This is a genomic window from Marinobacterium lacunae (assembly GCF_000705555.1).
Lineage (GTDB): Bacteria > Pseudomonadota > Gammaproteobacteria > Pseudomonadales > Balneatricaceae > Marinobacterium_D > Marinobacterium_D lacunae.
Genome location: NZ_JMQN01000015.1, coordinates 193,706 through 219,331, shown reverse-complemented (window position 1 = coordinate 219,331; position 25,626 = coordinate 193,706). Strand labels below are relative to the sequence as shown.

Below are 25,626 nucleotides of genomic sequence, written 5' to 3'. Positions count from 1 at the left end.
ATCAGTCCAGTCGCTTACGGGTCACAACGCGTGCAAGGCTCAGCAATACCACCGCGTAAGCACCGAGGATCAGGCAATCCTTGATGATGAGCGGCCAGAAATTACCGGCCAGAAACAGCGTACGGATCAGTTCGATGAAATAGGTCGCCGGCAGCGCATAACTGATCACTTGTATGCCGATTGGCAGATTGCGCAGATCGAATACAAAGCCCGAGAGCATCAGCGCCGGTAGAAAACTGGCAAGAATTGCGATCTGGCTGGCCAGAAACTGATTTTTCGTCGCTGACGAGATCAACAGACCGATACCAAGCGCGACCAGCAGGTAGAGCATTGAGGCAAACAGCAACACCGGCAGCGAGCCGTTGATCGGCACATCAAACAGCACCCGCCCGGCAATCATGCACAGCGCCAGCCCCAGCATGCCGACGCCGAAATAGGGCGTCACCTTCGCCAGAAGCACCTCGGTTGGGCGCACAGGGGTGACAAACAGCGCTTCAAGCGTGCCGCGCTCCCACTCCCGCGCCATGACCAGCGCGGTGAGAAACGTGCCCACCAGCGTCATGATCAGCACGATCAAGCCCGGCACCAGAAACCAGGTACTGGTGTTGGCATCGTTGAACCAGATCCGCTCGACCAACTCGACACGCGCCCCACTGCTCGGATCGATCCCCGCCCGGTCGGCGCGCTTTTGCTGCCACAAGGCGACCTGAGTATTGAGATAGTTGACGATGGGTCCGGCACGGGGTGCTTCGGTACCTGACACGATCAGCTGCACCTGCGCGTGACCTGCACTGAGCTGACGGGCGAAATCACTGCTCAAGTGCAGTATCCCCTCCACCGTACCGACCTTCATCATCTGCTCGGCATCGACCATAGAGTCGGCAGAGAGCGGCTCGAAGTAGCGCGAGAGGGTAAGGCCCGACACAAAATCCTGACCCACCGGCGAGTGGTCATCGAGTACCAGTGCCAGACGGATATTGCGCACATCGAGCGACACGCCATAGCCGAAGATCAGGATCAGCACGATCGGCAAGCCGATGCCGATCATCAGGTTGCTCTTGTCGCGCAACAGCTGACGCGTCTCCTTGCGGATAAGCGAAAACAGTCGCAACCAGAACCCGCCCTGACGTGCACTGCTCATGGGTTCACCTCCGAATGACCGGCGCTGCCGTTACGGCTGTGCTCGACAATGCCGATAAAGGTGTCCTCCATGCTTAAACGGCCCTGCGCAGGATCAGCCGTGGACACCAGCTCGCGCACCTGCTGGGGCGTGCCCATTGCAAGGCGCTTGCCCGCATCCTGAATCATGATGCGATCGCAATACTCGGCCTCCTCCATGAAGTGGGTGGTGATGATGATGGTCGTACCGCCCTCGGCCAGCGCGGTGATGCGACGCCAAAACGCCCGCCGCGCCAGCGGATCGGCACCACTGGTCGGTTCATCAAGAAAGAGGATTTCTGGCTCGTGAATCAGTCCGGCCGCCATCGCCAGCCGCTGCTTGAAACCGCCCGGCAGCTCACCGCTGCGGGTACGCGCCTGCCCTGACAAGTCGAACTGCTCCATCACCTGCACGATGCGCGCACTCAAGCGCTTGCCGTGCAACCCGTAGGCACCACCGAAGAAGCGCAGATTCTCCAATACAGTCAGGTTGCCGTAGAGCGAGAACTTCTGTGACACATAGCCGATGCGCCGACGCGCCGACGCCCTCGCCGTGCGCAGATTCACACCGGCCACCTGAAGAAAGCCACTGGATGAGGGCAACAGCCCACAGAGCATGCGAAAGGTGGTGGTCTTGCCCGCGCCATTGGGCCCGAGCAGGCCGAAGATCTCACCACGCCGAACATCAAAACTGGTACTGGCCACCGCGGTGAAATCACCGAAGGTACGCACCAGATCGCGCACCTCTATGACCACTTCGTCTGGCGGCCCGGCGATGGACCGCTGTCGCTCCAGCGAGTCAACATCCGGGCTGGCCGCGCCCAAGCGCTTGCGCAGCAGCACCATGAAGCCGTCTTCCAGTTGCGGTGGTACAGCCTGGGTGCGCGCACCACGCAACAGCGGCTCAAGCGCTTCCTGCGTGACATTCGCCTGGGTCACAAAGCGCACTTCGCCACCGTGGGGGACCGCATCGACGATAAGGTCCGGATGGTCGATCAGGCGCGACTGAAGCTGCCGCGGTGACTCGCCTTTACCGGGTACGGCGGTGAAACAGCAGCCCAGTGCGCGCTCGCACAACAGATCGGGAGTTCCCTGCGCCAGTAACTCACCCTCATGCAGCACATACACCTCGTCGCAGCGACTGGCCTCATCAAGATAGGCGGTGCTGACAACGACGCTCAGCGACTCCTCTTCAACCAACTGCTGGATGATCTGCCACAGCTCACGGCGGGACAGCGGATCGACCCCGACTGTCGGCTCATCGAGCAACAGCAGATCGGGTGAGCGCACCAGTGTGCAGGCCAGTCCCAGCTTCTGTTTCATGCCACCGGAGAGCTTTCCGGCGGGGCGCTCGGTGAAACGGGCCAGATCGGTCATATGCAAAAGGCGCCGGTAACGCTCGATGCGATCGGCAGCCGGTACGCCGTGAAGGTCGGCGTAGAGATCCAGATTTTCCTGCACACTGAGGTCTTCATACAGACCGAAGCGCTGAGGCATATAGCTGATACGGTCCTGCACCGGCTGCGGGTGCTGCGCGACATCGATACCGAGCACCTTCAACTCGCCCTGATCCGGTCGCATCAGACCTGCACACAACCTCAGTAGCGTGGTTTTACCGGCGCCATCAGGCCCGACCAGCGCCGTCAGCGACCCCATGGGGATCTGCAGATCTACCGATTTCAGGGCGTCCTCGGTCTTGCCGGTCTGCTTGTCGCGAAACGACTTGTGGACCGTGCGGGCTTCGATTGCCAGCTCTGGCCTGTTCATCAGGAGTGTCCGCTGTCGTCCGCGCTGGCGTCCGTTTCGATACGTACCGTGGCAGGCATCCCCAACCTCAGGCGATCTGCGGGATCCTTCACCCGTATACGAACCTCGTACACCAGAGCGGTACGCAGCGACTCGGTCTGCACCGTTTTCGGCGTAAACTCGGCCACCGAGGAGATATAACCCACCTGACCGGTCACCGGATTCTCGGGATCGGTATCGGTAAACACCTGTGCCGTCATGCCTGGGCGTATGCGCCCCAGATCAGGCTCTGACACATACACCCTGATCCACTTGGGATCACTCAAGGCCAGCGTATACACAGGCCGTTGTGCCGAGGCGATGTCGCCGGGCTCCAGAAGGCGGGAGCGAATCACGGCATCCACCGGCGCTTTGAGTGTGGATAGCGCTACTTGATGTTGCTGCAGGGCCAGATCGGCCTGCAGCGCCTTGAGCTGGGCTTCGGCTTGCGCGATATCCTCGACGCGCGGACCTGCCTTGGCCAGTGCCTGTGTCTGTTCCCGATTAGCCAGCTGGGCGCGAGCTGCCTTGAGCTGTGCGCTGGCCGTATCGATATCCTGAGCGCTGATACCCCGCCCTTGTGTTGCGCGCTCGACATCCTTCACCCGGTTAAGGCGACTGAGGGCAAGCTCCACATCGGCTCTGGCAGCTTCGACCAGCGCCTGGGCCTGAGCGATCTCTTCACGACGTGAGCCCTTGTGCAGCTTTTGCACCTGCTGCTGCTGGGCGCTAATAGCGGCGCGGGTCCGGGCAATCTGCAGCGACAAAGTATCGGTGTCGAGCCGGGCCAGTACCTGCCCGGCCTGTACCCGATCGCCCTCCTCCACACTCATCTCGACGATCCGTTCGCTCAGCGTGAAGGCCAGCGATACCTGACGGATATCCACATTGCCATGCAGCACCAGAGAGCCGTCCTCTTGATTGGGCTCGTTGTAGTGCCACCAGCCAAATCCTGTGGCCAGCCCCAGGATCAGAACCAGAACGACTAGCTTGCGCATCGACTGCTCCCTGCAGTTGTATACCGTTTAATCAGTAGATTAACTTGCACAATATTAAATTCAAATTTAAATTACAACTAAATCATAGCTAAGCGTACAACCGCATTACGCACTAGAGAGCAGATGAGTACAGAGAAGAAAACGCCAGCCCGCCGTGGGCGCACCGATGGCGACGCCACCCGCGCACTGATTCTGGAAGCCGCTGGCCAACTGTTTGCCGAGCGAGGCTATCTGGATACGACCAGCAAGGCGATCTGCGCCAAGGCCGGCACCAATATCGCCGCCGTGAACTACCACTTCGGCAGCCGCGATGGGCTGTATCTGGCAGTGATGAGCGAGGTGATGTGTCACCTGCTCAATCTCGAGTATCTGACGCAGGTCGCCAGTAGCAACGCACCACCAGAGGAGAAGCTGGGGCTGATGATCGACGGCCTGGTACAGGGCCTGATCGACGAGCGCAGCTGGCACCCGCGGGTCTGGGCCCGGGAGATCCTGACACCCTCGCCCCTAAACGACCGCATCCTCGAAACCGAGACGCTACCACGCGTAGATCTCGCGATGCCGATTCTGTCCGAGATCACCGGCATCGCCATCGACGACCCGAAACTGAAGTACGGCCTGCTCGGGCTTATGTCGCCCTGCCTGATGCTGATGATCATCAACCCCGATCTTCCGACACCGATTCAAGCGATCTACCAGCGGCCAGCCGCGGAGGTGTCCGACTATATCAAGCGGTTTGTGATGTCAGGTCTGCATGCATTGTCAACGCAAGAACGTTAACACCGCTTACAACGGGCGCCGTGGTTTCAGGATCAGCGGACGCCTGAGATGTCCTAGCAGCAGGAACCCCAACAGCACGGCGATTGCGTACAGCATCTGCATCCCCAGCGTCAGCATTGTGACGGCGCAGAGCAGTGTGCTCAGCCCTGCCAGATAGCGCCAGACACCGCGCAGCAGCATCCATCCCGCCGCCATACTGAACAGATACACCAGCACGAAGATGCCGTTGGCATAGCGGATCAGCTCGTCAACGGGCACCGTGTTCCACCACGCCAGCACCACCGAAATTACACATCCGGCAATCACCAAATTCAGCGCACGACCGGGCATGCCATGGCCGTTGCGCTGGGCAAGCGCCGAGGGAAGCTTGCCCTCGTCCGCGAGGCTCCAAACCAGCCGTGCAAACCCCTGTACATAGATATTGATCGACGCAAAGCAGGCAAGATACCCGATCATCGCCGCAAGTCCGCTTAACTTTACCCCCCACAACTGCCCGATGAGCAGCGGTAGGGATGCACCGTTGGTCTGCGCATCGCCATACACACCGAAGCTGAGCACCGCGACCGAGAAGGCCCAATACACCAACCCTGCCAGTACCACACCGATCAACAACGCCAGCGGGAAATCGTGCTGAGGATTACGGAACTCCTCGCCGAGGTGCGTAAACGCCTCGATACCGACAAAGCACCAGAACATCACCGCCAGCGCCGCTGGGAGCGCGCCCCAGCTGAAATCTGCCAGGCTCAACACCGGCACCTCCGCCGAGGGCAGATCACCGGCCCACCAGATCGCCGCCACCGTGGCGATGATCAACACCGCAATGCCGGTCTGGATCTTGCCCGATGCCCGCGCAGGTCGTTGCCCCAGCGCCAGCATAAGGCCGAGGCTCAGCAACTGAATGATCAGTTCCTCACCCGGCGTGAGATCGGTCAGCGCGTGCCAGAATCCACTGGCCATTTTAAGCGCGGCGGGCAACCCTACCGGAATCACGGCCAGAAACATGAACGCGATTCCGCGCTCCATGCGCGGACCGAACGCACGGCCGATCAGCGACGGCGCACCGCCAGCGTGGGGAAAACGCTTACCCAGTTGGGCAAAGGTGAAGGCGATTGGCAGCACCATCAGAATCAACAGCAGCCAGGCCCAGAGTGAGGCCTCACCGGCCTGGGACGCGGCGACCGCCGGTACAATGAAGATACCGGTGCCCAACAGTGAAGTGGTCAACAAGCCAACCCCTTGGGACAGGCTCAAATCTTGGGTTAAGCGACTCATAACGGCAAACTCGAACGGCGGCTGTGCAGGTGGCGCCCAAGGCACCCCCTATAGCGCGATAGGTGGTTGATACAGCTGTTGCTATAGTAAGGCGCCGCCGAAACGGCGGTAGCTGACAAAGCGGCGGATTTCACCTGCGCATCGTCGGATATGCATGGCGATCTGCCACAGGGACAAAAAAAGAGCGATCATAGACGCCAGAGCGCGGAAGCACCGCGCACGCAGCTTAACGAAGGAGCACCGTGGACAAGTTCGACCAGCAGATACTGGCCCTGTTACGCAACGATGCGCGCGCACCGGTCACGCAGATCGCCCGCGCGGTCAATCTGTCGCGAACCGCTGTGAGCGAGCGTATACGCCACCTCGAACAGCAGGGGATTATTCAGGGGTATCACGCCCGCATCGCCGCCCCCCAGACACCCACCGTGAAAGCGTTTCTCGAGCTGTTCTACAATGAGAGCCGATGCGAACACTACGTCGAACAGATCCGCGCCTTTCCCGAGGTTAAACGCTGCTGCGGCATCAGCGGCGAAACCGACATGCTGATCTACATCGAAGCGGCCAGCATGGAACGGCTGATTGAGATCCGCGCCGCCATCGAGGACTTCCACAAGATGATACGGGTGAAAACCCATATCATCATGAAAGAGTGGGAGATGTAAGCACGCCGCTCAGTCAGGCGCTGAAAATCCGATTCCGACCAGGGTAACGTCGTCGCTGCGCTCTTCCTGACCTTGCCAGTCCGCCAGGCGGCCCAGCAGCACGTCATTCAGCTCAGAGAGCGGTTGGTCGCGATACTCGATCAACAGCTCTTTCAAGCGGCGCTTGCCGAACGGGAACCCCTTGTTGCCCCCGTTCTGGTCGATGTAGCCATCGGTCGTGACCAATAGACTGTGCAGTGAGCTGATGCTCAACTCATGCTCGGTGAACACGTAGTGGGGGTCCGAGCTTCGGTAACCAATACCCTGTCGATCGCCTTTGATGACGTTCAGTTCGCGGGCTTGATCAAAGTAGAACAGAGGGGTCTCAGCCCCTGCATAACGCAGGATATCGCGCGCCTTGTCGAAATAGAGCACCGCACCATCCAGCCCGGCATTACTTGCAGAGCCCGGATTGTCCTGACGCAACAGTGTTCGAATGGTGCGATTAAAGCGCTGCAGTATCTCGGCAGGATGTACCTCTTGCAGCCCTGCCCGCAGGTCGCTGACGATCCCTCGCTCCACCGCCTTGACCAGCATGGTCATGAACGCTCCCGGGACGCCGTGACCGGTGCAGTCAATTACCATCAGCAGCGCTTCGCTGTCATTACGTAGCGGATCGAACAGGAAGATATCACCTCCGACCACATCCTTGGGTTGCCAGACCGTGAAATGGGTATCGAAGAATGCCTGCAGGGTATCGGGCTCGGGCAGCAGTGCAGTCTGTATCAACGAGCCATACTCGATTGAATCCGAAATTTTTCGGTTGAACGCCTCCAGCTGACGTTCAGTTTCTTTGCGTTCGGTGATATTGATCGCCACCCCCGCCGTCGCATAAAGCCGGCCACGGTGATCGTGCAGCGGGAACCGATACGACAGGAAAATATTATCCTGGTCATCCACCGGTACCGTCACTTCGCGAATGGTCAGCTCCTTGTATTCGTCCGGCAGCTGATCCGGGTCGATCGTGGTGGGAGCCGTCTGATCTGTTGTCGGGCTATCCAGCCCAATAACCTCACTGTCCATGCCAAACACGGTGCGCCAGCCTCGATTGACCAGCAGATAGTTTCCGCTCAGATCCATCACGTGAATCACCGCGTCTGTGTTGTCGATCAGATCGTGCATCAAACGGCGGCTTCTGTTGAGTTCCTCCTGTGCGGCCTGCAACTGTGTAATATCGGTTAACACCACCAGATAAATCGCCTCGTCGCCAATATCCACGGCTGTGGCACTCACCGTAAACAGATGACCGGCTATACAGGCCACATGGGTATTCCCAGGATGGAGCCGCAGGTACTCGATCCAGTTGTGCTCGCCCATCATTCGCTGCAGATAATGTTCCCCTTCACGTTGCTCGAAGGTGTCGCATATACAGTCGTGCGGAAACTCATCCAATGATTGCAGGCCGTACAAAGCCAGAAATGCTTGGTTGACGGTCTTGATGTGACGCCCGTCCGTGGTCAATACGATACTTGGCTGTGAATCCAGCACCTCGGCAAGGTATTCCTGACTCTCCCGCAGCTCCTCGGTACGTGCTTCAACCTTGCGCTCCAGTGAACTGCTTAGCTCCTCAACCTCTTTCTTCGCGGTTATATCCTGGCGAATGGCGCTATAGCCAATGTGTTCCCCGTTCAGGTCGTACTCTGGCTGAATGATTGCGTCCACCCAGAAATGGCTTCCATCGCGCCTGAGATTCTTGATCTCCCCTCGCCAGGTTTCACGCTTTTCCGCTATGGTGCGCCACATTTCACGGTACAGTTCGGGATCGTTCTCCGGATGTTTTATCAGGCGGTGGTTCTGCCCCAGCAACTCGCTGCGTCGATACCCACTGATCGAGCAAAAGGCATCGGAGACGTAGGTAATCTGGCCATTGAGATCGGTCTTGGATGCGATGACATGTCGATTGAACGATTCCAGCAAGGCGGTAAGCTCAGCGGTCGCTCGCCGCACCCTGGTTTTAAGTGCCCGGTTCCAATAAACCATAATGGCCGTAAGCGCCATCACTACCGCCAAGGCTTTCCAAAACAGGGAATAGTCGAAACCCTGCTGCACTTTGACCTGCACCCAGTCGTGGTAAAACTGCTCCCGCTCCTTCTCCGTCAAGGTTGCGAATACCTTGTTCACGATCGATTGCAGCTCGGGATAACGCGGCGAAATCAGGAAATGGTGGTTGAATTGAAAGTCGGTGTTGCCGGCAACCCTCAGCTCCGCGCCTGGCATCCGCCCCATGTAATAAAGCACGGGCGCCAGGTGGCCGAGAAATACATCGGCCTTGCCACTGGAGACCTGTACCAGCGCCTCAGGTATATCCCGGGTCTCGATAATATTCGCCCCGGGAAGTGCCTTCCTGAGATAGTTGTAACTGGTATAGCCGTTGGGCAGAGCGAACGTGCGATCTTTCAGCTCATCGAGCGAGCGCACATACGCGATATCGCTGTTGGTCACAATCACCATCGGGTATGACGCGAAGCGGTCACTGAGCAAACCCAGCGCTTTTTCCTCAGGGCTATCGCCAATACCCGGCACCATGTCGATAACGCCATTCTGGAACTGAGTGAGAACTTCAGGCCAGGACTTTGACGGCACATATTGAAACTCTATACCTGTTCGCTTGGACACCAGCGCCAGGTATTCCCCCATGATGCCCGTCATACCACGCTCATCAATGACCGACAGCGGTTTCCAGTTCACTTCGCTATAGCGGATCACCTGGTGCGACCCCAGCCACGCCTTCTCCTTCTCAGTGAGGTTGAGCGCCTCCAGATCGGCGGGGTCCGGATAGCGATTGGAGTTACCAAGCCAGAACTGAATCATCGCCCGCATTTCGTCGGTACTGATGGCAGCCAACCCCTTGCTTAAAATACCATTGAGTTCGGGAGCATCACGGCGCGAAGCCAGCGCCAGAGGCGAGGGGTCGAACAGTTTCTCTTTCGGCAGGCCGACAATTTTCAGATTGCTGATGTAGTTCTTCTCCATCAAATACTGATGGGCAGCCATTATGCCGATGGTGATATCCGCTTTGCCGTATGCAACGGCCTGTAGAGCATCCAGATCTGAATCGACCAGAAAGAGTGACGTTTCAGGGTAGTGCTTTTTGAAATACTCGGTGTAGTAGAAGCCTTTTGGTAACGCGATGGTTTTCTTGAGCAGGTCATTCAGGTTTTGCACCGGCGTATCAGACTCACGCATGACGATGCCGCGCAACGCATTCAGGTAGGGCTCGGTGAAATCCAGATACTGGGCACGCTCAGCCGACGGCGTCACATTGAGCAACACATCCAACTCGCCCTGCTTCATCAACTTTTGCGCTTCATCCCATGTCGGCTCGGACTCATACTCAATTCTAGCGCCGGTTTTCTCACCAATCAGGTTCATAAGCGAGATCCCCAGCCCCCTGGGCTGGCCCGCTTCTACATAGCTAAATGGCGGCCAGTTCTTGTCGAGATGAACCTTAATGACCGGATGGTTCGACAGATACGACGTTTCAGCCTTCGACAGCACGACCGCAGTTGTCGGTGCACCATCTCGCTGCTCACCGAACCATTTCAGAAAAATGGCGTTTTTCTCCTCGTCACTGATCGATGCAACGGCCTTCTGCACGATACCGGCCAATAACGGTGCACTCTTGCGCACGCCGACACGCAGCTGATTGGTGTAAAAATCCACCGGCAAAACCGGTTTAATCCCGGTTTGCATGCTGTGAGACAACTGGTAATTCACCACGGCATAGCCGTCGATATAAGCATCTGCGCGCTCAAGCAGAACCGCGTCCAGCCCCTCCTGCAGGGTGTTCACCCTAACCAGCTGAATGTCGGGAAACCGGCGAGTCAGGTGATCGACGATCTGATAGCCGTCAATCACGGCAACCCTTAACTTGGCCAGCGCTTCTATCGACGTCGGCGGCGAAGCGTCCTGACGCATGAACGCATAGTCCTTGATCTCGAAATAGGGCGCGGTGAACGTTGTAAACTCAGCCCGAGTGGGGCTCTCGTACATGGCTGGCAGAATATCCAACTCGCCATTCTGAAAGGCTTTCAGCATCGCCGACCAGTTCAGTCCGGTCTCGTAGTGCAGCCGAAGCCCGGCTTTGCGCGCGACAAGGTCCATGATATCGCGTGCTATACCCTTATAACGTCCATCCTGGCCGACGAAATCAAAGGGCGGCCAGTCCAGTTCGCCTCCTACCTTGACCTCCCCGTGCTGAGCGATCCATGCCTTCTCTTGAAGCGTCAATCCTATATTGCCTGTGCGAACCCCGGTCCAGGGCTCCAATAGCTCGTTGAACTCCTGCTGCCCGATATCGTCCAGCGCCAGCTGTAATATATCCCGCAAGATAGGGTTGTTTTTCGGTGTACCCAAGGCCAGCACAGAGCCGGCCCGGGTAGAGTCGCGACCATGAATCTTCAGGTTGTTGAGCAGTTCCTGTGTGATCAGGTAGTCCGCCACTGCACGGTTGCCGACATAGGCATCAACCTCACCACTGCTCACGGCCCCCAAGCAGTGTGATGTGTCGCGATACTCACGAATAACTATTTCCGGGAAGTGTTCTCGCAGATATTTGACCGTGCCAATACCGGACTCGAGGGCCACTGTCTTACCGCGTAATGCATTCAGGTCAGCAATATAATCGGCATCACGGCGGGCAACGATGACGTGCGGGATTCGAAGATAAGGGTCGGTGAAGTTGAAATAGGCTTCGCGTTCAGGCTTGGGCGTTATATCAAGAAGCGCATCCAGCTCGCCCTGTTTCGTCTGCTCGTACACCTGTTGCCAGGCACCCGAGACGATATGTAACCGACCATCCAGTCGCCGGTTAAGCGCCGCTACAAGGTCGGCGCCTATACCCTGGGGCCTTTGCCGCTGATCGACAAAGTTCATCGGTGGCCAGGCGTCCATGGCCCCAATATCTATACGGGGGTGGGCACCGATCCACGCCTTCTGTTCGTCGTTGAGCGTGGACTCTATCCATTCGGGACCTGCACAGGCCAAGGAGCTGAACAGGAACAACAGCAGTGCAACCCATTTTCTCATCGGCAGATCCTTTAGCCCCCGTGAACCGATCCCTCTACCGGACCATCGGCCGGACGGACAATCAGAGATCGTCTTTCAGACGGTCCCGAATCTCGAGAAATTCGTCGATATGTTGAAAAAAAATGTCGATCAGATCGGGATCGAAATGCTTCCCTTTTTCCTCTCTGAAAAGCTCGAATATGCGTGCGTCGTCCCACGCATTTTTGTAGCAGCGTTCGCTACCCAACGCATCAAATACATCGGCCAATGCCGTAATTCTTCCGCCGATGTGGATATCCTTGCCCTTCAAGCCTCGCGGATACCCGCTACCATCCCACTTTTCATGGTGCTCGTACGCCACGGTCGCAGCCAGTTTAAGAAGCGGCCGAGTGGAGTAGGCGAGCATTTCGTAGCCGAGTTGAGCATGAGTATTCATAACCTCGCGCTCGTGCTCGTCCAGCCGACCAGGCTTGTTGAGAATGCTGTCGGGAATAGCCACCTTGCCTATGTCATGCATCGGCGAAGCCTGCTTGAGCAGCTCAGCCTCTTCTTCTGCTAGCCCATAGTAAAGCGCGAACAGTTTTGAGTATTCGGCCACACGCCGAACGTGGTTGCCGGTCTCCTTTGAGCGACTCTCGCCTATGGCCCCCATGGTGAAGACCACTTCACGCTGGGTTTCTTCTATCTCTTTGTTGAGTCTTTCGATCTCATCGAACCGGCGCTGAAGCTCGTCATACTCTTGGCGCTGACGCTTGTCGCTGCGCTCCATGATTTTCTTCTGCCGACCGATATCTTTCACAATACGATCGGTCGTTCGGTTGAACCGCTCTCGTAATCCCTCCAGCTCCTCGATGAGCTTGTCGTCAGGACTCTTGCTCATTCGCTCATCCCTTCTCAACGAGGTTAAGGGTCAGGCTGTCGAAGTCCTCGATAAAGTCCTCGCCAGCTTCACGCGCACTCTCGTTCTCGGGATCGTAAATCCAGTTGACCTCCAGGGCGTGCTCGGCACTTGCCTCTTCCATCAGGTCGAACATATCGAAGAACAGTTTCGAGCTGCTGGAGTTGAAATAGATGATCTCCATATTAACCACCGTTCGCTCTGGCAACTCGCTGGAAAAATACTGTTCGAGCCAGTCCATGACAGGCTGATAGAAATCGAAGGTGTTCTCCGGATAGGACTTTCCGGAAAATGCGATAACGCCAGCGGGGTCCAAGACAATTTCCGGTGTGTACTGAGTCGCTTCCAGTCGCAGTGTTTCCATAACAGCACTCCGGGTCATTTCACTATCGCCTTAAACTGAAAATAGTATTTGCCTTCACCAATCGGGATGAACTCGTAGCTGATTGATTCACAGCGCTTGGCGATCTCATAAAAGCCGATGCCAGCCCCTTGACCATGGCTGTCTCGACCAGTTTTTCTCAGCTCGCGATAGCGCTTCTTGAGTCCATCGTTATCCAGTTGCCCTATCTCCTCGAGCTTGGGCAGGATCTTGTTCTTGTCTGAATCGTTCAGGATGTTCTGACTCAGGACATAGTAGGCGTCGTTCTCCCCTTTTCCGACCATAATGAGGCCCTTGGGGTCGAACGTATCGCCTTCCACTTCCCGGCTTTTGGAGTAGTTCATCATATTCTGAGACAGCTCGATGAATATGACAAAAATATTGTTGGCAAGCCCCTGATTTAAATCCTTTTTTTCACTCTCGCGCTCAAGCGCATCGGTCATACCCGCGATCAGGGACTGGGTAATGAAACCACCGTATGTGAGAAAGACGATGCCGTCTGCGTCCAAGATCTTTTCAATCGCTTGAATGTCCATTCCAAAACCCTTTGGTCATCGGCGTTTTAGTTAGCTATCCCGCTAGCCGAGTGCGAATGCCTCACAACGATTACAGCCGACATTACCCGAAACGGTCGCATCCCTATAAACCGCATACTAACACCAGAACCCGCTTTGTCATCCTCCTATAGGCGCTCAAGGCCGCCAGCTGTCCAGCGTTTCGAGATAGTTGGCACGCTCAAAGCCTGAAGGGTCGGCCGCATTGCGGTATGACACGCTGCCTTTGAGCTGCAGCAGGCTGTCGTACTCATGCTCGTCCAGCCAGTGCAGCAGCATTGTCTTTATCTCGGGCAGGATGCCAGGCCCTCTCTGCATCAGTGCGCTGGCCATCTGGGTAATGTCGGCACCACACATCTGCGCCTTGATCACATCTTCAGCGGTGTGAACACCTCCCGTCACCGCGATATCCACGGCTACCTGGGCACGGACAATGGCGATCCAGCGCAATCGCTCGCGCAGTTCCTCTGAACGCGAAAGTTCCAGCAGCGAACGCAGCCGACGGGACTCAAGATGGATATCCGGCTGCAGAAAGCGGTTGAACAGCACCACGGCATCGGCCCCGATCTGCTTGAGCTGCTTGACGAAATGCACGGGACTTGTGAACTGAGACGAGATCTTCACAGCCAATGGCAGGTCCGGCACGCTGGAGCGCACGGCGTGGAGAATATCGAGATAGCGCCTCTCCACATCCTGCGCCGCCTCATCACCGTCGGCAGCGACATAGTAGATATTAAGCTCCAGCGCATCGGCTCCGGCTTCGGCGATCTGCCGGGCGTGTTCGGACCAGCCGCGACGGGTCACGCCGTTGAGGCTGGCGATCACCGGGATCTCCAGATGCTCTTTCATCTGCCGCACGGTTTCCAGATAGCGCTCTTCGGCGGTTTTGAAGCCATCGGGCTCAGGCAGATAACCGTCGGACTCGGCATGTCCCTGCTCACGGTCGTAAAGAAACTGATGCAGCATCTGCTGATCCTGCTGACACTCCTCTTCGAACAGACTGTGCATGACGATAGCCGCCGCACCTGCATCCTCCAGCGTTCGCGCGCCACTGAGGGTCGCGGTCAGCGGCGAGGCCGAGGGGACAAGGGGGCTGCTAAGTGCCAGCCCCAGATAACGCGCTTCTAGTCGATTGTTCATGATTACACCTCCTCCACTTCCGATTCCCCTGCCGTGTCGGCCGGTGACTCAACCTCTTCCCAACTCAGTTCGGCCAGCTGCGCATAACGGTGATAGCGCTCTGTCACCTCATGTTGGGCCGCATCGAGAAACGCTTTGGCGGCTTCCGGGTGGGTGCGCATCAGCATGCTGAAACGGGCCTCGGTGCGGGCAAAATGGGTGTAGGGAATCGAGGGTGGCTTGGAGTCAAGCCGCAGAGGGTTCTGCCCCTGTGCCGCTCGACGCGGATCGTAGCGCAGCAGCGGCCAATGACCGGAATCCACCGCCAGCCGCTGATGCTCATGGTTGTCGGCCATATCGAAGCCGTGCGCAATACAGGGTGAGTAGGCGATGATCAGCGACGGGCCGTCATAGCTCTCGGCTTCGAGGAAGGTACGCAGGGTATGCACATCCTTCGCGGCATACGCCACATGCGCTACATAGACATGCTCGTAGTCCATCGCCAGCCGCGCAAGATCCTTCTTCGGCCCCGCCTTCCCGCCGGCTGAGAACTTGGCTACTGCCGCACGCGGCGTCGCCTTGGATGTCTGGCCGCCGGTATTGGAGTAGACCTCGGTATCGAGCACCAAAATATTGACGTTACGCCCCGAGGCCAGCACATGGTCCAGGCCGCCGTAGCCGATGTCGTAGGCCCAGCCATCGCCACCGACGATCCAGACACTGTGTCGCGCCAGCTTGTCGGACACGGCCAGTAGCGCTTTAGCACAGGGATCATCCAGCACCTCCAGCTGTGGGCGCAGCACAGCGATGCGATCACGCTGGGCCTTGAGCCCCGCTTCGCTGCTTTCGTCGGCGTTGAGTATCGCCTCGGCCAGACCACCTTCAAGACGATCACCAAGTCCCTGCAAGAGCGCCCGGGCATAGGCGGTTTGCGCATCCAGTGCAGCCCTCATCCCCAGCCCGAACTCGGCGTTGTCCTCAAACAGGGAGTTGTTCCAAGCCGGCCCCTTGCCTTCGGCGTTCACACTCCAGGGTGTGGTGGGCAGGTTGCCGCCGTAGATCGATGAACATCCGGTCGCATTGGCGACCAACATGTGATCGCCACAAAGCTGGCTCAGCAGCCTGACATAGGGTGTTTCGCCACATCCTGAGCAGGCACCGCTGAACTCGAATAGCGGTTGGTACAGCATCGCGCCCTTGAGCGTCGTCTCCTTCACCTGTGTGCGGTCAAACTCGGGCAGGGCGTTGAAAAACGCCCAGTTGGCCTTCTCCTGCGCCAGCGTCTGCTCCTTGGGCACCATGTTGATCGCCTTGCGGCTGGCATTGCTCTTGTCGGTGATCGGACAGATTTCGACACAGAGGGTGCAGCCGGTACAGTCCTCAGGCGACAGCTGGTAACTGATCAGGGTATCGGGTGGAAAATCCTTGGCCCCCTTGATTGGCACCGCCTTGAAACCATCAGGCGCCCCCTGCATTTCGCTGGCATCAAAGGCCTTGGAGCGAATAACACTGTGGGGGCAGACCAAGACGCACTTGCCGCAATGCGTGCACAGGTCAGGCTCCCAGCTGGGGATCTGCAACGCCAGATCACGTTTTTCATATTGCGCCGTTGCCGAGGGCCAAGCCCCGTCCGGCGGCAGCTGGCTGACCCGCAGAGCATCCCCACGACCGGCGATCAGCTCGGCGGTAACGCCCTTCAGGAAGGGGTCTTCAGCCACGTCGATCACCCGCATGGCTATCTGACCTTCGGCCTTTGCCGGAACAGTGAACGGTTTCAGATGCGACAGCGCGTTATCGATCGCTTCAATGTTCATATCGGCGATACGGCGGCTGCGTTTACCATAGGTGGCGTCCACCGCCGTCTTGATCTCGGCGATGGCGCGCGCTTTGGGCAACACATCGGTCAGCGCAAAAAAGCAGGTCTGCATGATGGTGTTTATGCGCTTGCCCAGCCCCGCCTCTTCAGCAACCTTGTAAGCGTCGATCAGATGCACCTTGAGCCTGCGATTTTGCATCAACCGCTGAACTTCGCCCGGCAGGCTGTGCCAGAACGCATCGCCTTCAAGTGGTGTATTGATCAGTATGCAGGCACCCTCTTTCGCCAGCTCGAACATCGGATAGCGATCGAGAAACTGGGGTTGATGACAGGCCACAAAATCTGCCTGAGCGGGCTGAATCTCATAAGCGGCATGAATGGGCTCTGGCCCAAAGCGCAGATGCGAGACGGTGACCGCACCGGACTTTTTCGAGTCGTAAACGAAGTGCCCCTGGGCATACCGACCCGCCTCGGAGCCGATGATCTTGATGCTGTTCTTGTTGGCACTGACAGTGCCATCGGCACCCAGACCGTAAAAAACCGCCTGCATCCACTGCGCGCAGGCATCGGTGCGAAAAGCCGGGTCGTAATCCAGACTCAAACCACTGACATCATCGGCTATACCCACCGTAAACTGGACACGGGGCTTGTCACTGCCAAGGTGGTCAAACACCGCCTTGACCATTGCGGGCGTAAACTCTTTCGAGCCCAGCCCGAAGCGCCCACCGATCACCCGCGCCATTGCGCGCCCCGTCCACTCGCCCGTGACCGTTGCCTGCATCAGTGCGGTCGCCACGTCCTTGTACAGAGGCTCGCCGTTGGCACCGGGTTCCTTGGTACGATCGAGCACGGCGATTGATCTGACACTCTCCGGTAGTGCAGCGAGTAAGCGGGCGCCGTCAAAGGGGCGGAACAGGCGCACTTTCAGCACGCCGACTTTTTCACCGCTGGCATTGAGGTGACTGACCGTTTCCTCGACGGTTTCTGCGCCTGAGCCCATCAGCATGATGACCCGTTCAGCATCAGGGTCGCCTACGTACTCATAGAGCCGGTATTGACGGCCGGTGACCGCCGCAAAACGGTCCATCGCTGACTGCACGATGGCGGGAAAAGCATCGTAGAACGGGTTGGTGGCTTCTCGCGACTGGAAAAACACATCCGGATTCTGCGATGTGCCCCTGACCTGAGGCCGGTTGGGCGACATGCCGCGATCACGGCAGGCTTGTACCAGATGCGCCGGAATCAGCGTTCTGAGCTGCTCATCGGTAACAACCTGAACCTTACTGACCTCATGGCTGGTACGAAAGCCGTCGAAGAAATGCAGCACCGGCACCCGTCCCTCCAGCGTCGCCATCTCGGCTATACAGGCAAAATCCATCACCTCCTGCCCACAGTTAGAGGCCAGCAGTGCGAAACCGGTGGTGCGGGCCGCCATGACATCGGAGTGATCGCAGAAGATGGACAGTGCATGCGTGGCCACTGAACGTGCCGCGACATGAAAGACCGTCGGCGTCAGTTCACCGGCGATCTTGAACATGTTGGGGATTTTGAGCAGCAGCCCCTGAGACGCGGTAAACGTACAGGTTTTGGCACCGGCCTGTAGAGAGCCGTGCACAGCACCGGCGGCACCGGCTTCGCTCTGGAGTTCGATAACGTCGGGGACAGCACCCCAAAGGTTGGCCCGGCCGCTTGCACTCCAGGCATCACAGAGCTCACCCATAGGCGAGGCGGGCGTGATCGGGTAGATCGCGATCACATCGTTGAGTTGGTGGGCGATGGTGGCGGCCGCTTCGTTGCCGTCCATCATGCGGTATTCGGGCGCCATTCGGGTCTCCTTCTATCCGCCGGCACATTGCGACTTCGAGTATCGCAGTTGCACTGTGCAGAGAAACTGACACAGACCAACTTCCGGGTGGAAAAAGGTCTGTGCCACTAACAGGATAGACGCCGAATAGCGCTTGGCTTAGCTTACCTCGCGTCCTGACGAGATAATATCAACCAGCTCACGGAAGCTGGTGGCACGCAGGTTAAGTTCCACAGCGATACGCAGACGTCTTGCAATATCACTCGAGGAGATAATGCCGCGGATACGGTGGCTATCGGAGTCGACCACCAGCATGTGCGGTTGCCCTTCGTTCTTCAGCGTTTCCAGCAGATCACCGATGGTGCCCCTCTCAACAGCACCGATCAGTACACCCTTGAGTTTCTCCTTGGGCGTCATCAGATCACCAATGGTCAAATCACTGCGCGACTGACCGGAGCTGGTGGCAAGACTCAACACCTTGCGGCTTTCGAGATCCGCCACGGTGACGATGCCGCGGAACGCATCCGACGTATCGGTAACGAGGATTGAACGCACGTGCGCCTTGCGCATGGCCGAGATCGCTTCATCGATGCTGACATCCGGCTGCATGGTGAGCGGACGGTGGTAAAGAAAGTCGGTCATGACCAGACGTGCCGGGCTGTTGAGATCGAAGCTTTCAACCTGATCGGATTCGATAACCGATGGATATTCGCTCAGGCTGACGGTTTTCAATTCATGATAACGATGCATAGAACAGACTCCTCCTGCCTTAGGGCAGAATGGGTAATTATGGGTGGAATTCCGAACGCGGGGATTCAGTCGATCGGTGGTGCGCGTGAGGGCGGCAGTTTTGCCGGGCTGACAGCGACGGACTGAACTGAATGAGCGGTAGGCGTTATCGAAACGCCCGGTTCGGGTAGTCTGAAAACATCGAATACGGCGGCACTATGATCTGGATCCAGCGTCGTACTGTCCGACAGTTCCAGATTAAACAGCCCTTCCACCAGGGCTGGTTGATTCAGGTTGCGTTTTTCCAGCGCATAACTCTGCGGAACCTGCAACAACAGCAGGGCCATCAGGCCTACGCCCAGCAAAGAGAACAGTGTTCGGTTGTACTGCGTCATATCTTCACCGCAACCGTCCAATCCAAACAGATTGGATCCATACCTCTAGATTAGTGGAAAGCTCGGTATTCTCCAACTGTCTCAAAAACCCAGCGTTCATATCTAGAAAATTGTATAAATCGCGCAGATAAATGCAGTTTATCGATGGCCTGAACACCTTAAACTTATGCGTATAACCTCCCGGTGACTTCGGGCACATGAATTGAGGAAACACGATGTCCACTATGCCTACCCTGTTCGTCTCTCACGGCTCTCCAACCTTTGCGCTGGAGCCTGGCCAGATTGGCGAAACTTACTCGCGCCTGGGTCAAACCCTGCCCCGCCCGCGAGCCATCTTGGTGCTATCGGCACACTGGATGACCCGGGGCTTAAGGGTGACAACACACCCTCAGCCCGAGACGATTCACGATTTCGGTGGTTTTCCCCAGCCACTGTACGAGCTGCGCTACCCGGCGCCTGGCGCGCCGCAAATCGCACAGTCGGTCGTCGACCTGCTCAACGAACAGGGTCTTGCCACGCTTGCAGACCCTTCGCGAGGGTTTGATCACGGCGTCTGGGTGCCTCTTCTGCACCTTTACCCCAACGCCGACATCCCGGTGATTGCCCTCTCGTTACCGGCGTTCTACAGCACCCGCGAAACCTGGATGCTGGGCCGGGCCTGTGCGGCCCTTCGGGATCAGGGTATCCTGATCATCGGCTCCGGCAGCATCACCCACAATTTGTATGAACGCTCGATGGGGCCTGCCGAACCCTACGTCACCGAGTTCACAGACTGGACCGACGATCAGATCAAGCACGGGAATATCGAAGCGCTGCTGGATTACCGTCGACTGAGTCAGGCCGGCGTGCGGGCACATCCAACAGAAGAGCATCTACTGCCGCTGTACTTCGCCATCGGTGCCGCCGGTGAAGAGTGGAGCCACGCCCGTCGATTAACGGGACAGATCACACACGGCGTTCTGTCGATGGACGCCTGGTTATTTGCCGAAACCAGCGGTGCGGCACAAGAGGACTGAACATGACACTACCGCAGATGATCGAAATTCCAGCCGCGGGCGAAACCCGTTATCTCTTCATCCTTGCCCATGGCGTTGGGGCCAACAAGGAGAACCTTGAACCCTTGGGCCACGCCCTGCACGCGGCCTTTCCCCACGCCTGCGCGCTGGTTGTAGACGGATTCGAGCCGTTTGACGGCGGATTCGGCGGACGCCAGTGGTTCTCGCTTGCGGGGATCACCGAAGAAACCCGCCCTCAGCGGGTCGCCGCGGCACTGCCTGCGTTCCTCACCTTGGTGGAAACGCTCAAGCAACGCTACGGCGTTGATGCTGCACATACCGTACTGGTCGGTTTTTCTCAGGGCACCATCATGTCACTGGAAGCGATCAAGGCTAAAGACGGTCTGGCCGGTCAGGTACTGGGCTTCTCCGGCCGCTACGCCTCGCTACCGGAACAAGCGCCCCAGAAAACCTCGATTCACCTGTTGCACGGTGAAAATGATGGCGTAATTCCGGTCAGCCACGCCCGCGCCGCACACGAGAGACTGGTGTCCCTGGGTGCCTCCGTCACGCTGGATACTGAAAAAGGCACCGATCATGAAATCACGCCGCTGCTACTGGAGATGGCCGTGCAGCGGCTGGCTGAGTCTTTGGCGAGCTAACCACACCGGGGCTGTTCAGCCCCAAGTTATACTGCCATACCATCAGCATGACGCTGACGGTAGAAATCATGGATCGTCCCGCGCTCCTCACGGTAGAACTGCTCCAGCTCAGCTTTCTCCTTTAGCAGTTCCGGGCTGGGCTTGGTCCACTGCTCCTCGGGCAGTGGCGCGGACCAGGCGTCGATGCTGGCGGGCATCGGCTTCATACTGTACTTCTGATCCCACTCTGCCACCCAGTACGGAAACTTCCAGAAGCAGAACAGGTTATAGAAATAGAACCAGACCATGCTCAGCCGGGAGTAGCCGATATCGCCGCGTCTTGAGCGGAACCAGCTTTTTTCACCGCGACGGTACATCTCATGCCGCTTGCGCCGTTCCGCATCGAAGGTGGCGCGGGTCTCGGGCGGCATGGGACGCGGCCAGCACTCCGGGCCTTCATCCATATAGCGGCGCATCGTCTCCCAGGCCTCCTGCGCCTGGTTTACCAGACTCACCTTCTGATGCAGCAGCCAGTACTTCTCGCCGTTTGCATAGGGCAGTGCCATGCCGAAGGTGAGGCTCTTGATCAGGTTGGTGCCGGTGGAGCCGGTGCTCAGCGCCGTCCAGGCCACCACCTCTTCCCAGGGGCAGATGACCGGTTCGTCGCTGCCCTTGGGGAAAAAACACACCTCCCGGCGCTGGCGGTTCAGACGCAACGGGCGCTGACGGGACTTGCGGAAGGTGGTGTACAGGATGGCATACAGGATGATGCCCGCCAAAATCAGGAAAATGGAGCCGAGGGTGGCATAGGTACCCTCCCCTGACTGCAAAAAGTAGTAATAATAGCTGTGATCATAACCATCTCGGTGTTCCAGAAGAAAACCATCCAAAACCTGCACGAGGAAAAACACCCAGAACACTCCCATCAGCATCCCAATACCCAGTTGCACCTGAAACGCCTTGCCATAGTTGCTCTGACCGATATCCATATAGGTCTCGTTGACCGCCATCACCTCGCCGGCGGCCATGCGCCCCGCCTTAGGTGCCCAAGAAGGCATAGGCTGTGGGGAGAAGAACATCGCCTCACCCCAGAGGTGCTTGCGAACCTCGCCGGCGCGGGGCGGGCGTTCCTTCAGTTCCAGCGACCCACTGTCGGGGACGGTCGTTTTTTTTCGGCGCATCAGACCGCCTCCACATCCGCCGCCTGTCGGGCGCGGTAGAAATCGTGGATAGTCCCGCGCTCCTCGCGGTAGAACTGCTCCAGCTCAGCCTTCTCCTTTAGCAGTTCCGGGCTGGGCTTGGTCCACTGCTCTTCCGGCAGCGGTGCAGACCATTCATCGATGCTGGCGGGCATCGGTTTCATGCTGTACTTCTGATCCCACTCCGCTACCCAGTACGGAAACTTCCAGAAGCAGAACAGGTTCCAGAAGTAGAACCAGAACAACCCCAGCCAAGAGGGGCCGATATCCTGTTGTCTGGACCAGAACCAGCGCTTGGTGCCGCGCTTGAACATCTCGCGCCGCCTGTAACGTATATCGTCGAAGGTGGCGCGGGTCTCGGGCGGCATGGGACGCGGCCAGCACTCCGGGCCTTCATCCATATAGCGGCGCATCGTCTCCCAGGCCTCCTGCGCCTGGGTCACCAACATGACGTCCTGATGCAACAACCAGTAGTTCTCGCCGTTGTCGTAGGGCAGCGCCATACCGAAGGTGATGCTTTGCATCAGGTTGGTGCCGGTAGAACCGGTGCTGAGCGCGACCCAGGCTACCACCTCCTCCCAAGGGCAGATGGCCGGTTCGTCGCGGCCCTTGGGGAAAAAACACACCTCCCGGCGCTGGCGGTTCAGGCGCAGCGGGCGCTGGCGGGACTTGCGGAAGGTGGTGTACAGGATGGCATACAGGTAGATGCCGCCAGCAATTAAAAAAATGTATCCGAGAGGGGGGGAAATTTCCGACGCTATCTCTTTGAAATAATAAAAAAAACTTTGGTCGTAGTAGTTTTTGTATTGGAGCCCAAACCCCATTGCAATAGCGGCCATAAAAAACACCCAGAACCCGCCCATAAGGATCCCAATACCCGCTTGCACCTGAAACGCCTTGCCGCAGTTGCTCTGGCCGATATCCATATAGGTCTCGTTGACCTCCAACACCTCGCCGGCGGCCATGCGCCCCTCCCCAGCCGCCCAGGTGGGCATGGGCCGGGGAGAGAAGAACATCGCCTCGCCCCAGAGGTGCTTGCGAACCTCGCCGGCGCGGGGCGGGCGTTCCTTCAGTTCCAGCGACCCACTGTCGGGGACGGTCGTTTTTTTGCGGCGCATCAGACCGCCTCCACATCCGCCGCCTGTCGGGCGCGGTAGAAATCATGGATCGTCCCGCGCGCCTCGCGGTAGAACTGCTCCAGCACAGCCTTCTCCTTTAGCAGTTCCGGGCTAGGCTTGGTCCACTGCTCTTCCGGCAGTGGTGCAGACCATTCATCGATGCTGGCGGGCATCGGCTTCATGCTGTACTTCTGATCCCACTCCGCCACCCAATACGGAAATTTCCAGAAGCAGAACAGGTTATAGAAATAAAACCAGACCATGCTCAGCCGGGAGTAGCCGATATCGCCGCGTCTTGAGCGGAACCAGCTTTTTTCACCGCGACGGTACATCTCATGCCGCTTGCGCCGTTCCGCATCGAAGGTGGCGCGGGTCTCGGGCGGCATGGGACGCGGCCAGCACTCCGGGCCTTCGTCCATATAGCGGCGCATCGTCTCCCAGGCCTCCTGCGCCTGGGTCACCAACATGACGTCCTGATGCAGCAACCAGTAGTTCTCGCCGTTGTCGTAGGGCAGCGCCATACCGAAGGTGATGCTTTGCATCAGGTTGGTGCCGGTAGAACCGGTGCTCAGCGCCGTCCAGGCCACCACCTCTTCCCAGGGGCAGATGACCGGTTCGTCGCTGCCCTTGGGGAAAAAACACACCTCACGGCGCTGGCGGTTCAGGCGCAGCGGGCGCTGGCGGGACTTGCGGAAGGTGGTGTACAGGATGGCGTACAGATAGATGCCCGCCAATATTAGGAGAATGGGTCCGAGAACGGGGTAGAGCTCTTCCACTCCGTCCCAGAAATAGTAGGAAAAACTCTGCTCATAGATGTGTATAGATACAAGCTTCAGGCTCAAAGCGACGTTAATCAGGGCAAACACCCAGAACACGCCCATCAAAATCCCTATACACGATTGCACCTGAAACGCCTTGCCGTGGTTGCTCTGTCCGATATCCATATAGGTGTCGTTGACCTCCATCACCTCGCCCACAGCCATGCGCCCCTCCCCGGCCGCCCAGGTGGGCATGGGGCGGGGAGAGAAGAACATCGCCTCACCCCAGAGGTGCTTGCGAACCTCGCCGGCGCGGGGCGGGCGTTCCTTCAGTTCCAGCGACCCACTGTCGGGGACGGTCGTTTTTTTTCGGCGCATCAGACCGGCTCCACATCCGCCACCTGTCGGGCGCGGTAGAAATCATGGATAGTCCCGCGCGCCTCGCGGTAGAACCGCTCCAGCGCAGCCTTCTCCTTTAGCAGTTCCGGGCTGGGCTTGGTCCACTGCTCTTCCGGCAGTGGTGCAGACCATTCATCGATGCTCGCGGGCATCGGCTTCATACTGTACTTCTGATCCCACTCTGCCACCCAATACGGAAACTTCCAGAAGCAGAACAGGTTATAGAAATAGAACCAGACCATGCTCAGCCGGGAGTAGCCGATATCGCCGCGTCTTGAGCGGAACCAGCTTTTTTCACCGCGACGGTACATCTCATGCCGCTTGCGCCGTTCCGCATCGAAGGTGGCGCGGGTCTCGGGCGGCATGGGACGCGGCCAGCACTCCGGGCCTTCATCCATATAGCGGCGCATCGTCTCCCAGGCCTCCTGCGCCTGGGTCACCAACATGACGTCCTGATGCAGCAACCAGTAGTTCTCGCCGTTGTCGTAGGGCAGCGCCATACCGAAGGTGATGCTTTGCATCAGGTTGGTGCCGGTAGAGCCGGTGCTCAGCGCGACCCAGGCTACCACCTCTTCCCAGGGGCAGATGACCGGTTCGTCGCTGCCCTTGGGGAAAAAGCACACCTCACGGCGCTGGCGGTTCAGGCGCAGCGGGCGCTGGCGGGACTTGCGGAAGGTGGTGTAGAGGATGGCATATAGGACGATGGCACCAGCAAGCAGAAAAATGGATCCGAGGGGGAGATAGAGCTCTTCCACTCCTTCCCGGAAATAGTAAAAGAAACGGTGCTCATGGTTATGTGCAGCCACGAGCTTCAGACTCATGGCGACAATAATCAGAAAAAACACCCAGAACCCGGTCATCAATATTCCAATGCCCACCTGCACTTGAAACGCCTTGCCATAGTTGCTCTGGCCGATATCCATATAGGTGTCGTTGACCGCCATCACCTCGCCGGCGGCCATGCGCCCCTCCTTGGGCGCCCAGGTGGGCAGGGGGCGGGGGGAGAAGAACATCGCCTCGCCCCAGATGTGCTTGCGGACCTCGCCGGCGTGGGGCGGGCGCTCCTTCAGCTCCAGCGCATCGCTGTCCGGGGCGGCTGGTTTTTGTCTGCTCATGAT

The 25,626-nt window shown here is 58.2% G+C and carries 20 protein-coding genes; 4 read left to right on the top strand and 16 right to left on the bottom strand.

Annotated elements, in window-relative coordinates:
* Position 1: 1 nt before the first annotated feature.
* The 3 genes from ADIMK_RS05645 to ADIMK_RS05635 are packed head-to-tail and all read right to left on the bottom strand — an operon-like array spanning position 2 to position 3,941.
* On the bottom strand, positions 2-1,141 hold the full coding sequence (locus ADIMK_RS05645) for an ABC transporter permease (RefSeq protein ID WP_036184771.1): 1,140 nt from the start codon (positions 1,139-1,141) through the stop codon (positions 2-4).
* Positions 1,138-2,925 (bottom strand): ATP-binding cassette domain-containing protein, encoded by a 1,788-nt coding sequence (locus tag ADIMK_RS05640; protein ID WP_036184769.1) that lies wholly within the window; start codon positions 2,923-2,925, stop codon positions 1,138-1,140. The genes ADIMK_RS05645 and ADIMK_RS05640 overlap by 4 nt, the downstream gene beginning before the upstream one ends.
* Positions 2,925-3,941 (bottom strand): HlyD family secretion protein, encoded by a 1,017-nt coding sequence (locus ADIMK_RS05635; RefSeq protein ID WP_036184766.1) that lies wholly within the window; start codon positions 3,939-3,941, stop codon positions 2,925-2,927. The genes ADIMK_RS05640 and ADIMK_RS05635 overlap by 1 nt, the downstream gene beginning before the upstream one ends.
* Before the next feature lie 123 nt (positions 3,942-4,064).
* Here ADIMK_RS05635 and ADIMK_RS22290 point away from each other — a divergent pair, with 123 nt between their 5' ends.
* The gene (locus ADIMK_RS22290; RefSeq protein ID WP_036184764.1) at positions 4,065-4,721 is read left to right on the top strand and encodes a TetR/AcrR family transcriptional regulator; all 657 of its coding nucleotides are present in this window, start codon (positions 4,065-4,067) and stop codon (positions 4,719-4,721) included.
* A gap of 6 nt (positions 4,722-4,727) precedes the next feature.
* Here the strand turns inward: ADIMK_RS22290 and yjeH are convergent, their stop codons facing one another.
* Complete coding sequence (gene yjeH, locus ADIMK_RS05625) at positions 4,728-5,993, bottom strand: L-methionine/branched-chain amino acid transporter (RefSeq protein WP_036184760.1); 1,266 nt, start codon at positions 5,991-5,993, stop codon at positions 4,728-4,730.
* Between the two features lie 242 nt (positions 5,994-6,235).
* Between yjeH and ADIMK_RS05620 the strand changes: the two genes are divergently transcribed.
* Positions 6,236-6,655: an Lrp/AsnC family transcriptional regulator gene (locus ADIMK_RS05620; protein WP_036184757.1), complete on the top strand. Its 420-nt coding sequence runs from the start codon at positions 6,236-6,238 to the stop codon at positions 6,653-6,655.
* A gap of 9 nt (positions 6,656-6,664) precedes the next feature.
* Here ADIMK_RS05620 and ADIMK_RS05615 read toward each other — a convergent pair whose 3' ends face one another.
* From ADIMK_RS05615 to ADIMK_RS05580, 8 genes are all read right to left on the bottom strand, one after another.
* Positions 6,665-11,722, bottom strand: coding sequence for a transporter substrate-binding domain-containing protein (locus tag ADIMK_RS05615; protein WP_036184754.1), 5,058 nt, complete (start codon positions 11,720-11,722; stop codon positions 6,665-6,667).
* Positions 11,723-11,783: 61 nt separating this feature from the next.
* Positions 11,784-12,581: an HD-GYP domain-containing protein gene (locus ADIMK_RS05610; protein ID WP_081849674.1), complete on the bottom strand. Its 798-nt coding sequence runs from the start codon at positions 12,579-12,581 to the stop codon at positions 11,784-11,786.
* Between the two features lie 4 nt (positions 12,582-12,585).
* Positions 12,586-12,963, bottom strand: a complete 378-nt coding sequence (locus tag ADIMK_RS05605; protein WP_036184751.1) for a DUF1987 domain-containing protein — start codon at positions 12,961-12,963, stop codon at positions 12,586-12,588.
* A 14-nt stretch (positions 12,964-12,977) separates the two neighbouring features.
* Entirely contained in the window at positions 12,978-13,517 is a 540-nt protein-coding gene (locus ADIMK_RS05600; RefSeq protein ID WP_197027484.1) for a SiaB family protein kinase, read from the bottom strand.
* A gap of 156 nt (positions 13,518-13,673) precedes the next feature.
* Entirely contained in the window at positions 13,674-14,675 is a 1,002-nt protein-coding gene (locus ADIMK_RS05595) for a dihydroorotate dehydrogenase-like protein (RefSeq protein ID WP_036184748.1), read from the bottom strand.
* Between the two features lie 2 nt (positions 14,676-14,677).
* Entirely contained in the window at positions 14,678-18,295 is a 3,618-nt protein-coding gene (gene nifJ / locus ADIMK_RS05590; RefSeq protein ID WP_036184745.1) for a pyruvate:ferredoxin (flavodoxin) oxidoreductase, read from the bottom strand.
* Between the two features lie 138 nt (positions 18,296-18,433).
* Positions 18,434-19,024, bottom strand: a complete 591-nt coding sequence (locus ADIMK_RS05585; RefSeq protein WP_036184742.1) for a CBS domain-containing protein — start codon at positions 19,022-19,024, stop codon at positions 18,434-18,436.
* A 65-nt stretch (positions 19,025-19,089) separates the two neighbouring features.
* Entirely contained in the window at positions 19,090-19,398 is a 309-nt protein-coding gene (locus ADIMK_RS05580; protein ID WP_156042810.1) for a hypothetical protein, read from the bottom strand.
* A gap of 215 nt (positions 19,399-19,613) precedes the next feature.
* Here ADIMK_RS05580 and ADIMK_RS05575 point away from each other — a divergent pair, with 215 nt between their 5' ends.
* Entirely contained in the window at positions 19,614-20,414 is an 801-nt protein-coding gene (locus ADIMK_RS05575; RefSeq protein ID WP_036184739.1) for a dioxygenase family protein, read from the top strand.
* A 2-nt stretch (positions 20,415-20,416) separates the two neighbouring features.
* Positions 20,417-21,055 (top strand): esterase, encoded by a 639-nt coding sequence (ypfH, locus tag ADIMK_RS05570; protein ID WP_051692517.1) that lies wholly within the window; start codon positions 20,417-20,419, stop codon positions 21,053-21,055.
* A gap of 26 nt (positions 21,056-21,081) precedes the next feature.
* On the opposite strand, the gene ADIMK_RS05565 is transcribed toward ypfH, so the two are convergent.
* Genes ADIMK_RS05565 through ADIMK_RS05550 form a run of 4 tightly spaced genes read right to left on the bottom strand, consistent with a single transcriptional unit; the run spans position 21,082 to position 25,623 of the window.
* The gene (locus tag ADIMK_RS05565) at positions 21,082-22,215 is read right to left on the bottom strand and encodes a DUF6708 domain-containing protein (RefSeq protein ID WP_051692515.1); all 1,134 of its coding nucleotides are present in this window, start codon (positions 22,213-22,215) and stop codon (positions 21,082-21,084) included.
* Positions 22,215-23,351 carry a DUF6708 domain-containing protein gene (locus ADIMK_RS05560; RefSeq protein ID WP_051692513.1) on the bottom strand — a complete coding sequence of 379 codons (1,137 nt, stop codon included), beginning with the start codon at positions 23,349-23,351 and terminating at the stop codon, positions 22,215-22,217. Before ADIMK_RS05560 ends, ADIMK_RS05565 begins: the two co-directional genes overlap by 1 nt.
* Positions 23,351-24,487, bottom strand: coding sequence for a DUF6708 domain-containing protein (locus tag ADIMK_RS05555; protein ID WP_051692511.1), 1,137 nt, complete (start codon positions 24,485-24,487; stop codon positions 23,351-23,353). Before ADIMK_RS05555 ends, ADIMK_RS05560 begins: the two co-directional genes overlap by 1 nt.
* Positions 24,487-25,623 (bottom strand): DUF6708 domain-containing protein, encoded by a 1,137-nt coding sequence (locus tag ADIMK_RS05550; protein ID WP_036184737.1) that lies wholly within the window; start codon positions 25,621-25,623, stop codon positions 24,487-24,489. The genes ADIMK_RS05555 and ADIMK_RS05550 overlap by 1 nt, the downstream gene beginning before the upstream one ends.
* Positions 25,624-25,626 lie beyond the last annotated feature (3 nt).

Bases quoted from the DNA above. Each gene is read 5' to 3' on its own strand.
- ADIMK_RS05565 (WP_051692515.1), bottom strand. From the start codon at position 22,215: ATGCGCCGAAAAAAAACGACCGTCCCCGACAGTGGGTCGCTGGAACTG.
- ADIMK_RS05635 (WP_036184766.1), bottom strand. From the start codon at position 3,941: ATGCGCAAGCTAGTCGTTCTGGTTCTGATCCTGGGGCTGGCCACAGGA.
- yjeH (WP_036184760.1), bottom strand. From the start codon at position 5,993: ATGAGTCGCTTAACCCAAGATTTGAGCCTGTCCCAAGGGGTTGGCTTG.
- ADIMK_RS22290 (WP_036184764.1), top strand. From the start codon at position 4,065: ATGAGTACAGAGAAGAAAACGCCAGCCCGCCGTGGGCGCACCGATGGC.
- ADIMK_RS05555 (WP_051692511.1), bottom strand. From the start codon at position 24,487: ATGCGCCGAAAAAAAACGACCGTCCCCGACAGTGGGTCGCTGGAACTG.
- ADIMK_RS05560 (WP_051692513.1), bottom strand. From the start codon at position 23,351: ATGCGCCGCAAAAAAACGACCGTCCCCGACAGTGGGTCGCTGGAACTG.
- ADIMK_RS05575 (WP_036184739.1), top strand. From the start codon at position 19,614: ATGTCCACTATGCCTACCCTGTTCGTCTCTCACGGCTCTCCAACCTTT.
- ADIMK_RS05600 (WP_197027484.1), bottom strand. From the start codon at position 13,517: ATGGACATTCAAGCGATTGAAAAGATCTTGGACGCAGACGGCATCGTC.
- ypfH (WP_051692517.1), top strand. From the start codon at position 20,417: ATGACACTACCGCAGATGATCGAAATTCCAGCCGCGGGCGAAACCCGT.
- ADIMK_RS05550 (WP_036184737.1), bottom strand. From the start codon at position 25,623: ATGAGCAGACAAAAACCAGCCGCCCCGGACAGCGATGCGCTGGAGCTG.
- nifJ (WP_036184745.1), bottom strand. From the start codon at position 18,295: ATGGCGCCCGAATACCGCATGATGGACGGCAACGAAGCGGCCGCCACC.
- ADIMK_RS05640 (WP_036184769.1), bottom strand. From the start codon at position 2,925: ATGAACAGGCCAGAGCTGGCAATCGAAGCCCGCACGGTCCACAAGTCG.
- ADIMK_RS05595 (WP_036184748.1), bottom strand. From the start codon at position 14,675: ATGAACAATCGACTAGAAGCGCGTTATCTGGGGCTGGCACTTAGCAGC.
- ADIMK_RS05615 (WP_036184754.1), bottom strand. From the start codon at position 11,722: ATGAGAAAATGGGTTGCACTGCTGTTGTTCCTGTTCAGCTCCTTGGCC.
- ADIMK_RS05580 (WP_156042810.1), bottom strand. From the start codon at position 19,398: ATGACGCAGTACAACCGAACACTGTTCTCTTTGCTGGGCGTAGGCCTG.
- ADIMK_RS05585 (WP_036184742.1), bottom strand. From the start codon at position 19,024: ATGCATCGTTATCATGAATTGAAAACCGTCAGCCTGAGCGAATATCCA.
- ADIMK_RS05610 (WP_081849674.1), bottom strand. From the start codon at position 12,581: ATGAGCAAGAGTCCTGACGACAAGCTCATCGAGGAGCTGGAGGGATTA.
- ADIMK_RS05605 (WP_036184751.1), bottom strand. From the start codon at position 12,963: ATGGAAACACTGCGACTGGAAGCGACTCAGTACACACCGGAAATTGTC.
- ADIMK_RS05645 (WP_036184771.1), bottom strand. From the start codon at position 1,141: ATGAGCAGTGCACGTCAGGGCGGGTTCTGGTTGCGACTGTTTTCGCTT.